This is a genomic window from Micromonospora kangleipakensis (assembly GCF_004217615.1).
Classification (GTDB): Bacteria; Actinomycetota; Actinomycetes; order Mycobacteriales; family Micromonosporaceae; genus Micromonospora; species Micromonospora kangleipakensis.
Window position 1 is genome coordinate 2,407,115 of the sequence record NZ_SHLD01000001.1, and the last position, 14,494, is coordinate 2,421,608.

The 14,494-nt window shown below is 73.3% G+C and carries 11 protein-coding genes; 4 read left to right on the forward strand and 7 right to left on the reverse strand.

Translation table 11 applies throughout. From position 1 onward, the window contains the following. Window positions 1-103: 103 nt before the first annotated feature. Complete coding sequence (locus EV384_RS11715; RefSeq protein WP_130332859.1) at window positions 104-2,323, forward strand: MMPL family transporter; 2,220 nt, start codon at window positions 104-106, stop codon at window positions 2,321-2,323. Window positions 2,324-2,398: 75 nt separating this feature from the next. Here the strand turns inward: EV384_RS11715 and EV384_RS11720 are convergent, their stop codons facing one another. After that, window positions 2,399-3,268 (reverse strand): endo alpha-1,4 polygalactosaminidase, encoded by an 870-nt coding sequence (locus EV384_RS11720; protein WP_130332861.1) that lies wholly within the window; start codon window positions 3,266-3,268, stop codon window positions 2,399-2,401. Between the two features lie 110 nt (window positions 3,269-3,378). Beyond that, the gene (locus EV384_RS11725; protein WP_130332863.1) at window positions 3,379-4,521 is read right to left on the reverse strand and encodes a CAP domain-containing protein; all 1,143 of its coding nucleotides are present in this window, start codon (window positions 4,519-4,521) and stop codon (window positions 3,379-3,381) included. A 372-nt stretch (window positions 4,522-4,893) separates the two neighbouring features. On the opposite strand from EV384_RS11725, the gene EV384_RS11730 reads away from it, so the two are divergent. The 3 genes from EV384_RS11730 to EV384_RS11740 all read left to right on the forward strand — a co-directional run bounded on the left by EV384_RS11730 (window position 4,894) and on the right by EV384_RS11740 (window position 9,639). After that, entirely contained in the window at window positions 4,894-5,088 is a 195-nt protein-coding gene (locus EV384_RS11730; protein WP_089010688.1) for a hypothetical protein, read from the forward strand. 319 nt (window positions 5,089-5,407) lie between these two features. Continuing rightward, window positions 5,408-9,019, forward strand: coding sequence for a chromosome segregation protein SMC (gene smc / locus EV384_RS11735; RefSeq protein ID WP_130332865.1), 3,612 nt, complete (start codon window positions 5,408-5,410; stop codon window positions 9,017-9,019). Beyond that, on the forward strand, window positions 9,019-9,639 hold the full coding sequence (locus EV384_RS11740) for an HAD family hydrolase (RefSeq protein WP_130332867.1): 621 nt from the start codon (window positions 9,019-9,021) through the stop codon (window positions 9,637-9,639). The genes smc and EV384_RS11740 overlap by 1 nt, the downstream gene beginning before the upstream one ends. 59 nt (window positions 9,640-9,698) lie before the next feature. Here the strand turns inward: EV384_RS11740 and tnpB are convergent, their stop codons facing one another. The 5 genes from tnpB to EV384_RS11765 form a co-directional block, all read right to left on the reverse strand. After that, window positions 9,699-11,045, reverse strand: a complete 1,347-nt coding sequence (gene tnpB / locus EV384_RS11745; protein WP_130340453.1) for an IS607 family element RNA-guided endonuclease TnpB — start codon at window positions 11,043-11,045, stop codon at window positions 9,699-9,701. A gap of 5 nt (window positions 11,046-11,050) precedes the next feature. Next, window positions 11,051-11,632 carry an IS607 family transposase gene (locus EV384_RS11750; protein ID WP_130332869.1) on the reverse strand — a complete coding sequence of 194 codons (582 nt, stop codon included), beginning with the start codon at window positions 11,630-11,632 and terminating at the stop codon, window positions 11,051-11,053. 108 nt (window positions 11,633-11,740) lie between these two features. Further along, a complete protein-coding gene (locus tag EV384_RS11755) occupies window positions 11,741-12,271 on the reverse strand; it encodes a DinB family protein (RefSeq protein WP_130332871.1) in 531 nt (176 codons plus the stop codon). Between the two features lie 43 nt (window positions 12,272-12,314). Continuing rightward, complete coding sequence (locus EV384_RS11760) at window positions 12,315-12,806, reverse strand: universal stress protein (RefSeq protein ID WP_130332873.1); 492 nt, start codon at window positions 12,804-12,806, stop codon at window positions 12,315-12,317. A 4-nt stretch (window positions 12,807-12,810) separates the two neighbouring features. After that, window positions 12,811-14,430 (reverse strand): MDR family MFS transporter, encoded by a 1,620-nt coding sequence (locus tag EV384_RS11765; RefSeq protein ID WP_130332875.1) that lies wholly within the window; start codon window positions 14,428-14,430, stop codon window positions 12,811-12,813. Window positions 14,431-14,494 lie beyond the last annotated feature (64 nt).

Consider the following 14,494-nt stretch of genomic DNA (forward strand, 5'->3'; position numbering starts at 1 on the left):
AGATCGGGGACGAGCCGGGGCCGTTCCCCGATGTCCGCGCCTCCTCCGGTGCCTAGCGTCAGCACGGTCGGTACTGGACCGGCGCGTGGAGGGGGAACCGGAGATGGGCAGGCGACCGGTGACGGTGCGGTTGGCGCGGTGGAGTGCGGAGCATCCGTGGCGGGCCATCGCACTCTGGGTGGTCTTCGTGGCGGTGTGCTTCGTCGGCGGGAACGCCGCCGGCCTGACCGAGGCGACCGACGAGGACATGGCGATCGGCGAGGCGGGACGGGCCCAGCTGATCGTCGACGGCGGGAACTTCGACGAGCCCGCGGTGGAGAACGTGCTGATCACGCCCCGCGCCGGGGTGCTCGACCGGACCGCGGCGAAGGCCGCGGCCGACGACACGGCGACGCGGCTGCGCCAGGTCACCGGCGTCGCCTCGGTGGGCGCGCCGATGCCGTCGCACGACGGCGGCGCGCTGCTGGTGCCGATCACCATGTCCGGCGACCCGGGGACCGCGTCGGACCGGGTGCAGCCGCTGCGGGACGCGACCGCGAAGGTCCAGGAGGCGCACCCCCAGCTGCGGATCGAGCAGGTCGGCGGGCCGTCGATCAACAAGGCGCTGGACGACACTCTGGGCAAGGACTTCAAGCGGGCCGAGCTGCTCAGCCTGCCGGTCACCCTGGCCATCCTGATCATCGCGTTCGGGGCGCTGATCGCCGCCAGCGTGCCGGTGCTGCTCGCGCTCTCCTCGGTGGCGGCGGCGATGGGGCTCTCCACCCTCGCCTCGCACCTGGTGCCGGCGACCGACACCACGGCCAGCGTGATCCTGCTGATCGGCATGGCCGTCGGCGTCGACTACTCGCTCTTCTACGTCCGGCGGGAGCGCGAGGAACGGGCCAGGGGCCGCTCCAGGCTGGACGCGGTGGAGATCGCGGCGGAGACATCCGGGCACGCCGTGGTGGTCTCCGGCTTCGCCGTGATCATCTCGATGGCCGGTCTGCTGCTCGCCAACGACGCGGTCTTCTCCTCGCTCGCCGTCGGCTCGATCCTGGTGGTCGCGGTCGCGGTGACCGGCTCGCTGACCGTGCTCCCGGCGTTCCTGGCCAAGCTGGGCCGCTGGGTCGACCGGCCCCGGGTGCCGCTGCTCTGGCGACTCACGGCGCCGCGTGCCGGGCGGCACGGGGAGCGGGCTACGCCGCGGTTCTGGTCGGCCGTGCTCAAGCCGGCGCTGCGGGCGCCGCTGGCCACCCTGGTCGTCTCGGTGGGGCTGCTGCTCGCCCTGGCCGCGCCGGCGCTGGGCATGAAGCTGAAGTTCCCCGGCATGGAGGACCTGCCCCGGACCACGCCCGCCATGCAGGCGTACGACCGGCTCACCGCCGCCTTCCCGAGCACCGGCACCAGCCACACGGTGGCGGTGCGGGCGCCGGCCGAGCAGGCCGACCAGGTCCGGGCGGCGCTGACCGACCTGGCCGGGCGGGCCGCCGCCGGCCCGCTCTTCGCGCCGGCCGAGGGGGACGGTCCGGAGATCAAGGTGTCGGCGGACCGGCGGGTCTCGGTGCTGGAGGTGGCCACCCCGTACGCCAGCCGCACCGACGAGGCGGCCCGCTCGCTGCACGAGCTCCGCGACGACCTGGCGCCCGCCGCGCTGCGCGGCATCCCGGGCGTCGAGTACGCGATCGGCGGCGGCGTCGCCGACAGCGAGGACTACGCCGCGCACGTCAAGGACAAGCTGCCCGTGGTGATGGGCTTCGTGCTGGCGCTGACCTTCCTGGTGATGGCCTGGACGTTCCGGTCGGTGGTGATCGCGCTCACCTCCATCATCCTCAACCTGCTCTCCGCCGGGGCCGCGTACGGGCTGCTGGTCCTGGTCTTCCAGGGTGACTGGGCGGAGGGGCTGCTCGGCTTCACCTCGATGGGGGCGATCGTCTCCTGGCTGCCGCTCTTCCTCTTCGTGGTGCTCTTCGGCCTCTCGATGGACTACCACGTCTTCGTGGTCAGCCGGATCCGGGAGGGCATCCGCAACGGCATGTCGAACCGGGACGCGGTGGCGTACGGGATCAGCTCCTCGGCGGGCGTGGTGACCAGCGCGGCGGTCGTGATGGTCGGCGTCTTCGCGATCTTCGCCTCGCTCAGCACGATCGACATGAAGCAGCTCGGCATCGGTCTGGCCGCGGCGATCCTGCTGGACGCCACGATCATCCGGGCGGTGGTGCTGCCGTCCCTGATGACCCTGCTCGGCGACGCGAACTGGTGGGCGCCCCGCTTCCTGCGGGGCCGGTCGGCGACCCCGCCGGCCGACCCGCCCACCCCGGCGCCGGAGCTGGTCGGCGCCCGCTGAGGGCGAGGTGCGGAGGGGTCCCGGTCACCGGGGCCCCTCATCCCGTTCCCGGCCCGGGCGAGGCCGCCCGGCCCGTCAGGGGAGCGGGCAGCTCTCCCGCCAGGCGTCCAGGTCGGGGTCCTTGCGGATGGAGGCGAACCCGTACCCGACGGTGGTCACGCAGAACTCGGTCGGGCTGCCGGCGTACTCGACGTGGAAGACCGGCTTGTCGGCGTCGGCGAAGGGCAGCAGCTTCGCGCACTGCCGCCGCCGGACGCACTCCTCGTTCACCGCGAAGTCGAAGTCGGGTGCCAGCGCGGCGACCTGCGGCAGGTCGTTGACCAGGCCGGGGGAGAGGTCGAGGGAGCGGGCGAGGGTGGCCAGCCGCCGGTTGAACAGCAGTTGGTCGTCGAAGTCGAGCGGGAGGCCGGGCCGGTGCAGGTAGCCGTCGGCATCAGCGAGCGCCACCGCCCCGAAGCCCTTGCCCCGGCACAGCCGGAACCGGTCGGCCAGCACCGGCCTCAGCGCGTCCCACTGCCGTATGTCCAGCCACCGGCTGCCCGGTCGGCCCGCCACGGCGGCGCCGCGGACGGCCGTCGGGAAGCGGCTGGCGTCCGGGTCCGTGCCGGCGTACGTGCCGACCCGGACCTGGCAGATCAGCCGGCGGTCCCGGGCGCGCAGCGCCGCGGTCTCGGTCGAGGTGGTCCGCACCGGGTCGAGCAGGAAGACGTCCGCCTCGACGCTGACGTCGAGCGGGCCGCTGAGCTGCCACTGCCACTGCCACCGGCGGGCCGACTCGGTCGGCCAGGGAGTGGGCGCCCCGGGCGGGACCAGTTCGGGGTGGCAGCCGGGCGCCGGGGCGAGCAGCAGCAGCGGCACCAGCGCCGGCAGGGTCCGGCGCAGTCCGCGCCGGAGCGCGCGCGCTGGCCGGACCCACGGTGCGGGCCGGGCCGGCCGGATCCGCATCGGCAGCTCCCGGGTCGCGGGCGGCACCCCGCCGCCCCTGCCGGTACGCCGGTCTGGCCCCGGCGTACCTCACCCGGTCAAACGAGCACGGACCCGGTCACGACTCGCATTCAGCGCGGGGTGCCGAAGTCCTGCGTCCAGTACGGCCCGTTGCTCCGCGCCACCCCGACGCCGATCTCGGTGAAGGAGCAGTTCAGGATGTTGGCCCGGTGCCCCGGGCTGTTCATCCAGGCGTCCATCACGGCGGCCGGCGTCTGCTGGTTCCAGGCGACGTTCTCGCCGTACGCCCGCCAGGCGTAGCCGACCCGGTCGAGCCGCTCCCCGACGTCGCTGCCGTCGCTGCCGTCGTGCGACATGGTCTTGTGGTCGGCCTGGTCCTGGCTGTGCCGCTGGGCCGCCAGCATCAGCTTGTCGTCGATGCTGAGCGCCTTGCAGCCGGCCTTGGCCCGCTCACGGTTGACCAGGTCGACCACCTCCTGGAGCTCGGCGCTGATCCGGCCGGTCGAGGTGGTGGTGGCGGTGCTGCGGCTCGGTGCGGGGGCGCGGTCGAGCTGCCGGGACGGGGCGGTGGTGCGGCTGGGCTTCGGCGTGGCCGTCCGGCTGGCCGAGGGGCTCGGCCGGGCGGTGCTCGGCTTGACCGTGGGGGAGGCCGGGGCGAGCGCGTCACCGGGGGCGCCCTCGGTGCTCGGCACGGCGGGGGCGGCGGCCACGGTGTCGTCGACGGACGTCGGGTCGGTCCGCTGGTCGCTGCCCGGCAGCATCAGGGCACCCACTCCCAGGCTCACCACCAGGGTCGCCGCGGCGGCGGCCCCACCGATCAGGAGCGGCCGGGGGAAGCGCCGGGCCTGCCGGTGCCGCCCCTCGCGGGAGCCGCCGGGGCTCGCCGCGGGGGCGGCCCGGAACGCGGTCAGGTCCGCCGGGGCCGTCCCGTCGAGCCAGGGGTGGCCACCCGGGTGGTGGCCGGCCGGCTCGAACGGGGCGACCCGCGGCAGCTCGCCCGTGCGGTCGGCGGGGAGGGCGTCCGACCGCTCGAACGGCGCGACCGGGAAGGGGAGTTCACCGGTCCGGTCGGCCTGCCACCGCTCGGTGGGCTGTTCCCGCCAGGCGTCGACGGGCTCCTCCGGCTCGTCGCCGAAGAGGTACGACGACCGCGGCTCCGGCCGGTCGGTGAGCCACGCCGGGGGGTGGTCGGTCGGCGGCTCGGGACGCCGGTGAGCGTCGTCCGGGTCGGTCGGGTCGGTCCAGCGGTACACGCCTTCGCCTCCACGGGTCGGTTGCGGGCCGGGCTGACCGTACGGGTGGGCCACGAGCTGCGGCAACGTGGCTAAGAAAGAGTTAAGGCGAAGCGGACAGCCGGGCGGAGGCGTTCACACAATCCCGGGCGTACAGTTAAGTCGTCCGGACAGAGCGTGTCCGCGCCTTGTGGCAGCCCCCCGACAAGTGGACAGGTCGACGTGGAGATGATCTACGGCCTGCGAGAACTTGACGAAGGAGGGGTTTTCGGCTCAATATGTAGGTGTCGCCAGTCGCGCCCGGTCATGCCCGCATATCGCTGGGATGACAGCCGCGAACACCATGGGCGCGCGTTGGCCGGCCTTTCCGGCAGCGCATATCAAGGAGTCAGCATGGCGAAGGCCCTCTACGGCCACGTAGGTGCAGCGCCCGACCGGCGCCTGCTCGACGAGGTCACCCGACTGCGTGCCAGGGTTCAGGCACTGGAGTTCGAGATCACGCGCCTGCGCGCCGAGAACGATCGGCTTGCGGCGGCTGCGGCGGAGGCTGACGACCTCCTCCGACTGGCCGAGCCGGCGCTCACCTGATCTCCGGTTGTCGGAAAACTGAATCGCACCACACAAAAACGCGCGCCGACACTCAAGTGCCGGCGCGCAGTTCTGTCCGCACCCATTTCCGCGCCGCTTTCTCGATCTTGTGAATCGCCCGGGAATGCGCGACGGGGCGCGGAACGCGAATAGCGATCTTGTAATTCTCGCCACTGGCGAACACTCCCGGCGGATCGGGGCGCGACCGGCGTGGGGTGGGTCGCGTACCGGGGTGCCCCGGCCCCCGGGTTAGTCTGCGGGTTCACCAGGTCCGCGCAGCCGGCGACGGTACGGCGGCCACCGGACAAGGATCGAGAAGGTGCATCTCAAGAGCCTGACGGTGAAGGGCTTCAAATCCTTCGCCTCCGCGACGACGCTCAAGCTGGAGCCCGGGATCACCTGCGTGGTGGGTCCGAACGGCTCCGGCAAGTCCAACGTCGTCGACGCCATCGCCTGGGTGCTCGGCGAGCAGGGCGCCAAGGCGCTGCGCGGCGGCAAGATGGAGGACGTCATCTTCGCCGGCACCGCCGGGCGGGCGCCGCTGGGCCGGGCCGAGGTCACCCTCACCATCGACAACACCGACGGCGCGCTGCCGATCGAGTACACCGAGGTCTCCATCACCCGCCGGATGTTCCGCTCCGGCGAGAGCGAGTACGAGATCAACGGCGACTCCTGCCGCCTGCTCGACATCCAGGAGCTGCTGTCGGACTCCGGCATCGGCCGGGAGATGCACATCATCGTCGGCCAGGGACGGCTCGACGGCATGCTGCACGCCAAGCCGGAGGACCGGCGGGCGTTCATCGAGGAGGCGGCCGGCGTCCTCAAGCACCGCAAGCGCAAGGAGAAGGCGCTGCGGAAGCTCGACGCGATGCAGACCAACCTCAACCGGCTCACCGACCTCACCGCCGAGCTGCGCCGCCAGCTCAAGCCGCTGGGCCGGCAGGCCGAGGTGGCCCGCCGCGCCGCCGCCATCCAGGCGAACCTGCGCGACGCCCGGCTGCGGCTGCTCGCCGACGACCTGGCCACGCTGCGCACCACACTGGACCGGGAGATCGCCGACGAGACGGCGCTGCGCGAGCGGCGCGAGCAGATCGAGGCGGAGCACACCGAGGTGCAGGCCCGGCTCGGCGAGCTGGAGGGCGCCCTCGCCGAGGACGCGCCGCTGCTCGCCGCCGCCCAGGACACCTGGTACAAGCTCTCCGCCCTGCAGGAACGGTTCCGCTCCATCGAGCAGCTCGCCCGGGAGCGGCTGCGCCACCTCAGCGCCTCCGGCGACGACGAGCGCCCCGGCCGCGACCCGGACCAGCTGGAGGCCGAGTCGCAGCGGGTCCGCGAGCAGGAGGAGGAGCTGCGGGCGGCGCTGACCGACGATCAGATCCGGCTGGCCGAGGCGGTCGAGCACCGGCAGGAGCTGGAACGGCAGCTCGCCGCCGCCGAACGCGAGCTGGTCGCCGCCGCCAAGGCGATCGCCGACCGGCGGGAGGGGCTGGCCCGGCTGACCGGTCAGGTCAACTCCGCGCGGGCGCGGACCACCAGCGCCGGCGAGGAGATCGAACGGCTCGCCGCCGCCCACGCCGACGCCCTGGCCCGCGCCGAGAAGGCCCAGGCCGAGCTGGACGCCGTCGAGGAGGTGTCCACCGAGGCGGACCGGGACAACGCCGACCTGGACGCCCGGCACGCCGAGGCGGTGGCCGCCCAGGAGCGGGCCCAGGCGACCGTGCGGACCCTCGCCGACGCCGAACGCGCCGCCGAGAAGGACGCTGCCACCTGGAAGGCCCGCGAGGAGGCCCTCGCCATGGGCCTGCGCCGCAAGGACGGCGCGGGCGCGTTGCTGGCCCGCGCCGACCAGGTGCCCGGCCTGCTCGGCAGCCTGGCCGGGCTGCTCACCGTCACTCCGGGCCACGAGGCGGCGCTGGCCGCCGCGCTCGGCGGGCTCGCCGACGCGGTGGCGGTCAGCGGGGTGGACGAGGCCGTCGAGGCGATGCGGCTGCTGAAGATCTCCGACGCCGGGCGGGCCGGCCTGCTGGTCGGCAGCCCAGCCGGGCCCGGCATGGCCGGGCCGGCCGACGCGCTGCGCCCCAGGCTGCCCGAGGGCGCCCGCTGGGCGCCCGACCTGGTGGAGTGCGCGGCCGAGATCCGTCCGGCCGTGCACCGGGCGCTGCGCGACGTGGTGCTGGTCGACGACCTCGCCGCCGCGGCCGAGCTGGTCGCCGGCAACCCGGAGCTGCGCGCGGTCACCCCGGACGGGGACGTGGTCGGGGCGTACGCGGCGGCCGGCGGGTCGGCCAAGGCGCCCAGCTACATCGAGGTGCAGGCCGCCGTCGAGGAGGCCCGGGCCAACCGGCTCACCGCCGAGCGGACCAGCGCCGAGCTGCGTGAGCAGCTCGTCGACGCGCGCGCCGAGGTGGCCGCCGCGAAGGAGGCCGTGCAGCACGCCGCCGCCGCCAAGCGGGAGGCGGAGAGCCACCGCAACGCGGCCGCCCGCCGGCTCGCCGAGCTGGGCGCCGCGGCCCGCTCCGCGAAGGCGGAGACGGACCGGCTGGGCGAGTCCCGGGCCCGCGCCGAGGCGGCCCGGGAGCGGGACCTGCTGGCCCTGGCGGAGCTGGAGGAGCGGCTGCGGCTCGCCGAGGACACCCCGCTCGACGCCGAACCGTCCACCGAGGAGCGTGACCAGCTCGCCGCGATGGTGCCGCAGGCCCGGCAGAACGAGATGGAGGTCCGGCTCGCGGTGCGTACCGCCGAGGAGCGGGTCTCGTCGATCGCCGGCCGGGCCGACTCCCTGGCCAGGCAGGCGACCGCCGAGCGGGCCGCGCGGGAACGCGCGGCGGCCCGCCGGGCGGCCCGGACCCGCGGCGCGGCGATCGCCCGGGCCGTGGTCGGCGGCGCCCGCGAGGCCCTGACCCGGCTCACCGAGTCCATCGCCCGGGCCGAGGAGCACCGCGACGCGGTCGCCCGGGAGCGCGCCGCCCGCGAGGCCGAGCTCCAGGAGGTACGCGGCGCGGCCAAGCGCCTCGGCGCGGAGCTGGAGCGGCTCACCAGCCAGGTGCACCGGGACGAGGTGGCCCGCGCCGAGCAGCGGCTGCGCATCGAGCAGTTGGAGGCGAAGGCGGCCGAGGACTTCGGCCTCGACGTGGAGACCCTGGTCGCCGAGTACGGCCCGGCCCAGCTCGTCCCGCCCACCCAGGTGGACGTCGCGGCGGCCGAGCGGGACGGCCTGCCGGTGCCCGAGCCGGTCCGGTACGAGCGCCCGGTGCAGGAGAAGCGGGCCGCCAAGGCGGAGCGGGAGTTGGCCCTGCTCGGCAAGGTCAACCCCCTCGCGCTGGAGGAGTTCGCCGCGCTGGAGGAGCGCTTCAAGTTCCTCTCCGAGCAGCTGGAGGACCTCAAGGCCACCCGGCGGGACCTGCTCACCGTGGTCAAGGACGTCGACGAGCGGATCCTGGAGGTCTTCGCCAGCGCGTTCGCCGACACCGCCCGGGAGTTCGAGCAGGTCTTCACCGTGCTCTTCCCCGGCGGCGAGGGCCGGCTGATCCTCACCGACCCGGAGGACCTGCTCACCACCGGCGTCGAGGTGGAGGCCCGGCCGCCGGGCAAGAAGATCAAGCGACTGTCGCTGCTCTCCGGCGGTGAGCGCTCGCTGACCGCGGTGGCGATGCTGGTGGCGATCTTCCGCGCCCGGCCCAGCCCGTTCTACATCATGGACGAGGTGGAGGCGGCCCTCGACGACGTGAACCTGGGCCGCCTGATCACGCTGCTGGCCCAGTTGCGGGAGAAGAGCCAGCTGATCGTGATCACCCACCAGAAGCGGACGATGGAGATCGCCGACGCGCTCTACGGCGTGACCATGCGCAGCGGCGTCACCCAGGTGATCAGCCAACGGCTCAACCGGGCCGAGGACGACGAGCGGCCTGGCCGCGGCGAGGAGAACGACTAGTGGCTCGGGAACGCGCGACGGCGCTCCTGGTGGACTTCGACGGCGTGCTGCGCCGCTGGGACCCGGCGGTGGCCGCCGGCGTCGAGCGGGAGTACGGCCTGTCCGAGGGTGTCCTCGGCGAGATCGCCATGCAGTGGGGCCGGCTCCAGCCGGTGCTGACCGGTCGGGTCAGCCACGCGGAGTGGGTGTCCAGCGTGGCCGACGCGCTGACCCCGTCGCTGGGGAGCCCGGAGCGGGCCCGCGCCGCGGTCGAGGAGTGGCAGCGCTACCGGGGCGAGGTGGACCCGGAGGTGCTGGCCTTCATCCGCGAGGTCCGGGCGGCCGGCGTCCCGGTGGGGCTGGGCACCAACGCGACCGACCTGCTCGACGCCGACCTGGCCGCCCTCGGTCTGACCGACGACTTCGACGTGGTGGTCAACTCCTCGGTCATCGGCGTGAACAAGCCGGCCAAGGAGTACTTCCAGGCCGCCTGTGCGGCCCTGGAGACCCCGCAATCGCGGGTGCTCTTCGTCGACGACGAGGACTGGGCGGTCCGGGGCGCCCGGGTCGCCGGCCTCTCCGCGCACCGCTGGGGCGGCCCTGCCGACCTGCGCTACCTGCGGGCGGCGCTGGCGTACTGAGGCCTGAACGCGCGCGCGGCGGGTCGCGGTGTCCGTTGCAAGTGAGCACTCATAAGCGCTCACGCAGCCCTGCCTTGCGGCGGGGCGGTCCCGGCCTTACCCGCCGGAGCGGTGCCGGGTTGACGTTTCGCGGCCACCGGCCCGCCGTGGCGGGTCTTACGGTTGGCTCCACGTCCAGCCACCGGGCCACTCCCGGCGGTGTCGACCTCAGCCGCGAGTGCGGCGAGGTTTCGTGCGGCGTTGAGGTCCCGGTCGAGGACCAGGCCGCAGGTGGTGCAGGTGTAGGTGCGTTCGGACAGGGCCAGCTTGGTTTTCACCGCGCCACAGCCCGAGCACGTCTTGGATGAGGGGTACCACCGGTCGGCGACGACTAGCCGGCCGCCGTTCCATTCGGTCTTGTATGCCAACTGCCGCCGCAGTTCGGCGAACCCGGCGTCGGCGATGCGCCGGGCCAGTCGCCGGTTGCGTAGCATCCCGGCGACGTTGAGGTCTTCCACCACGACCGTGCCGTACTGGCGGGCAAGGCGGGTGGTGAGCTTGTGCAGGCCGTCGCGGCGCAGGTTGGCCACCCGGGCGTGAGCGCGGGTCATCTGGCGGCGCGCCCGCTCCCACCGGTTCGACGGCCGCTGCCCGGTACGTCGGTCCGGGCCGACCCGCCGGGACATCCGACGGGCGAGGCGTCGCATTCGCCGTCCGGCGGTGTCGAGGTGGCGCGGGTTGGGCACCAGCTCGCCGGTCGACAGCACCGCGAGGTGTGTGACGCCAACATCCACGCCGACCGTCGAGAACGGGTGAGTCGGGACACGGTCAGCGCGCTGCACCTCGCAGGTGAACGACACGTACCAGCGTCCGCCGTCGCGGCGGACCGTGGCGGACAGGATGCGGGCAGCGCCCGCGTCGACGCGGCGGGTCAGCTTGCGGGTCGACTCGTGGGTCTTCAGTCGACCCAACCGGGGCAACATCACATGCTTGCGGTCCGCCTCCACGCGGATCGCGCCGGTGGTGAACCGGACACTCGGCCGGGTCCGGCGGCGGGACTTGAACCGGGGGAAGCCCACCGGCCGCCCCGCCCGCTTACCCGCACGTGAATCAGCCCAGTTCTTCAACGCCCGAGCCAGGGCGTCGAGGCCGGTGTTGAACGCCTCCTTGGAACACTCGGCCCACCACGGCGCGACGTCGCCCTTCGCCGCGTTCCACGCCTTACGCAGCGCGGGCAGCGACCAACCGACCGCCGGCGTCAGGTCAGCGTCGGCAACCCCGTAGCTTCGCTCGGCGGCGCGCTGGTCCATCACGGCCTTGACCCGCGCGAGCGCCCAGTTGTGCGCCACCCGCGCCGCACCAGCGTGCGCCAGCACTGCCCGCTCCTGCGACGGCGTCAGGTCCAGGGCGAAACGGTACGCCTGCATCGTCTTCACGCCGGCTCATCCTGGGCGGTGGCGGCTTCGACCGCGCGGCGCACCCGATCCGCGGCGGCCCTGCGGCCGTAGAGGCGGGCGCACAGCGAAGTCAGGATCTCCGTGACGTCGCGCACGAGGTCGTCGTCAACCTCAGCCGGATCGACCACGAGCAGGCGGCGGCCCTGCGCGGCGAGTGCCGCCTCGACGTACTCGGCGCCGAAGCGGGCGAACCGGTCGCGGTGTTCGACCACGATCGTCGTCACGTCCGGGTCGCGCAGCAGGGCGAGGAACTCCCTGCGGTGACCGTTGAGCGCGGAGCCAACCTCTGTCACCACCCGGGACACCGCGAGGTTCTGGCCAGTGGCCCACGCGGTCACCCGAGCCACCTGGCGATCCAGGTCGGCGCGCTGGTCCGCAGACGACACCCGGGCGTACACCACAGTCGCCCCCCTGCCGACCGCGGTCGGCAGGGGGTTACCGATCACGATCAGTCGGCCGACCCGGTAGGCGGGAACAGGCAGCTTCCCCGCCTCGTACCAGCGACGCGCCGTCACATACGAGATGCCCTGGGAAGCCGCCCACTCCTTCAAATTCACCGGAAGACTATAGAACGCCAATGAGCGCTAAAGCTCATCACATCCCGAGCGGCTGGCAACCCCTTCCCGGGAGACCGCGACCTGCCGTATCCGGAGCGGACCAGGCCGTCAGTCGCCGGTGACGCCGTCGATGCGTTCGCGGATCAGGTCGGCGTGGCCGTTGTGCCGGGCGTACTCCTCGATCATGTGCACGTAGACCCAGCGGACGTTCATCTCGTCGGCGCTGCCGTCGCGGCGAAGGCGCAGGAAGGTCCGGTCCAGCGACAGGTCGGCGGCGGCCTTTCGGGCGGCCTCGACCTCCGCGGCGAAGGTGGCGAAGTCGGCCTCCGCGTCGGCGTCGGCGATGTCGTCCAGGTCACCGTCCGGGCTGGCCTCGGTGTTGTAGAGGTCGCCGAGCTGCTGGCCGGCGGCCCGGATGCGGAACCACCAGCGCTCGACCTCGGACATGTGCCGGACCAGGCCGAGCAGGGTCAGCCCCGACGGCTCCACGCTGGGGGTCTTCAACTGTTCGGCGGTCAGGCCGGCGCACTTCATCAGCAGGGTCTGCCGGTGGTAGTCGAGCCAGCCTTCCAGCATGGCCCGCTCGTCGGCGACGTGCGGTTCGGTGGTCCGGGTGATCTCCGGCGCTCTCCAGGTCATGCCGGCCATCCTGCTAGGCGGGTCCGACAGCCGCGACGGAATATCAGGGCACCACGACGACCGGCCAGCGGCCGGTGCGGACCAGCCGGGTGGCGACCGAGCCGACCAGGCGGTGCCCGGCCTGCTCGGACGACCCGACCACGACCAGGTCCGCGCGGTACTCGTCGGCCGCCTTGCAGAGTTCGGCGTACGCGTCCCCGCGCCGGCAGAGAAAGGTGACCGGCAGGCCCAGCTCGTCGGCCCCGCGCCGGAACTGCTCCCGCAGCTCGGCGGCGAGCTCGTCGTGGGTCTGCTGCACCGCCCCCGCGACCACCCCGGAGATCAGTCCGGTGTAGGCGGCGGGGGAGCTGACGAAGACCACCACCAGGCCGGCGCCCTGCCGGCGGGCCAGCCCCGCCGCGTACGCGGCGGCACGCAGCGAGGTCCGGGTGCCGTCGACGCCGACCAGGACCACCCGGGGCCCGTCGGTGCCGCGTTCGAACGGCAGTGGACGGGCCTCCGGGCCGTACTCCTCACGATCGACCGGGGTGCTCATCGGGTCAGTCCCGGATGCCGGTCCGGACCACGGCGGCCCCGCCGCCGGCGGCGACGGTGGACTCGCGCTCGACCTCGGCGGTCAGCGGGTCGTCGTTGTGCCGGCGCAGCGGCACCTCCCGGATGAAGCAGACCGCGATCAGGGCGATCAGCCCGAACGGGGCGGCGGCCAGGAAGATGTCCCCGGCGCCGTGCCCGTACGCGGACTCGACCACCGTGCGGATCGGGGCGGGCAGGGTGTGCACGTTCGGCAGGGTGCCGCCGCTGCCCGAGCCGCCGGCCGGGATGCCGAGGCCGGCCAGCCCGTCGGCGATGTAGTCCTTGACCTTGTGACCGAGGATCGCGCCGAGCGCGCTGACGCCGATCGCGCCGCCGAGGCTGCGGAAGAAGGCGACCACCGAGCTGGCCGCGCCGAGCTCGTGCGGGCCGACGGTGTTCTGCACGGCGAGGACGAGGTTCTGCATGGTCATGCCGAGCCCGATGCCGATCAGCGCCATGTAGACGCTGAGCTGCCAGTACGGGGTGTCGTAGCGGAGGGTGCCCATCAGCGCGAAGCCGGCGGTCAGCAGGGCCGAGCCGGCGACCAGGTACCGCTTCCAGCGGCCGGTGTTGGTGATGATCCGGCCGACGACCGTGGAGGAGACCAGCAGGCCGAGGATCATCGGCAGGGTCATCAGGCCGGACATGGTCGGGCTCTCGCCGCGGCTGATCTGGAAGTACTGGCCGAGGAAGACCGACGCGCCGAACATGCCGACGCCGACCGCGATGCTGGCGACCACGGCGAGGGTGATGGTGCGGTTGCGGAACAGCCGCGGCGGGATCATCGGCTCGCTGGCCCGGTTCTCCACCCGGACGGCGAGCACGCCGAGCAGCAGCGCGCCGGCCACCATGACGGCGCTCTGCCAGGAGAGCCAGTCGTACTTGTCGCCGGCGAGGGTGACCCAGATGAGCAGCAGCGAGACGGCCGCCGTGATCAGCGTGGCGCCCCACCAGTCGATCTTCGTTTCGCGCCTGACCACCGGCAGGTGCAGGGTCTTCTGGAGCACGATCAGGGCGAGGACGGCGAACGGCACGCCGACGTAGAAGCACCAGCGCCAGCCGAGCCAGTCGGTGTCGACGATCACGCCGCCGATCAGCGGGCCGCCGATGGTGCCGACGGCCATCACCGCGCCGAGGTAGCCGCTGTAGCGGCCCCGCTCCCGCGGCGCGATCATCGTTGCCATGATCACCTGAGCGAGCGCGGTGAGACCGCCGGCGCCGACGCCCTGGAGGACCCGGCAGGCGATGAGCTGCCCGGTGGACTGGGAGAGGCCGGCCAGCACCGAGCCCAGCACGAAGACCGTCAGGGCGAGCTGGACCAGGATCTTCTTGCTGGTCAGGTCGGCGAGCTTGCCCCAGATCGGGGTGGTCGCGGTGGTCGCCAGCAGCGTCGACGTGACCACCCAGGTGTACGCGGACTGACCGCCGTGCAGCTCGGTGATGATCCGCGGCAGCGCGTTCGAGACGACCGTGGAGGAGAGGATCGCGACGAACATGCCCAGCAGCAGGCCGGAGAGGGCCTCCAGGATCTGCGGGTGGGTCATCTCGACGGCGGTCGCCCGGCTGGGCGCTGTCGCCTGGGTCATCGTGGGGTGCCTCCGCAGCGATTCGGGGGGAAGAGTTGCCTCAGGCAACTGTAAGAGTTGGTTG

Coding starts and splice junctions, on each gene's coding strand:
- EV384_RS11765 (WP_130332875.1), bottom strand. CDS start 14,430: ATGACCCAGGCGACAGCGCCCAGCCGGGCGACCGCCGTCGAGATGACC.
- tnpB (WP_130340453.1), bottom strand. CDS start 11,045: ATGCAGGCGTACCGTTTCGCCCTGGACCTGACGCCGTCGCAGGAGCGG.
- EV384_RS11760 (WP_130332873.1), bottom strand. CDS start 12,806: ATGAGCACCCCGGTCGATCGTGAGGAGTACGGCCCGGAGGCCCGTCCA.
- EV384_RS11755 (WP_130332871.1), bottom strand. CDS start 12,271: ATGACCTGGAGAGCGCCGGAGATCACCCGGACCACCGAACCGCACGTC.
- EV384_RS11730 (WP_089010688.1), top strand. CDS start 4,894: ATGGCGAAGGCCCTCTACGGCCACGTAGGTGCAGCGCCCGACCGGCGC.
- EV384_RS11720 (WP_130332861.1), bottom strand. CDS start 3,268: ATGCGGATCCGGCCGGCCCGGCCCGCACCGTGGGTCCGGCCAGCGCGC.
- EV384_RS11715 (WP_130332859.1), top strand. CDS start 104: ATGGGCAGGCGACCGGTGACGGTGCGGTTGGCGCGGTGGAGTGCGGAG.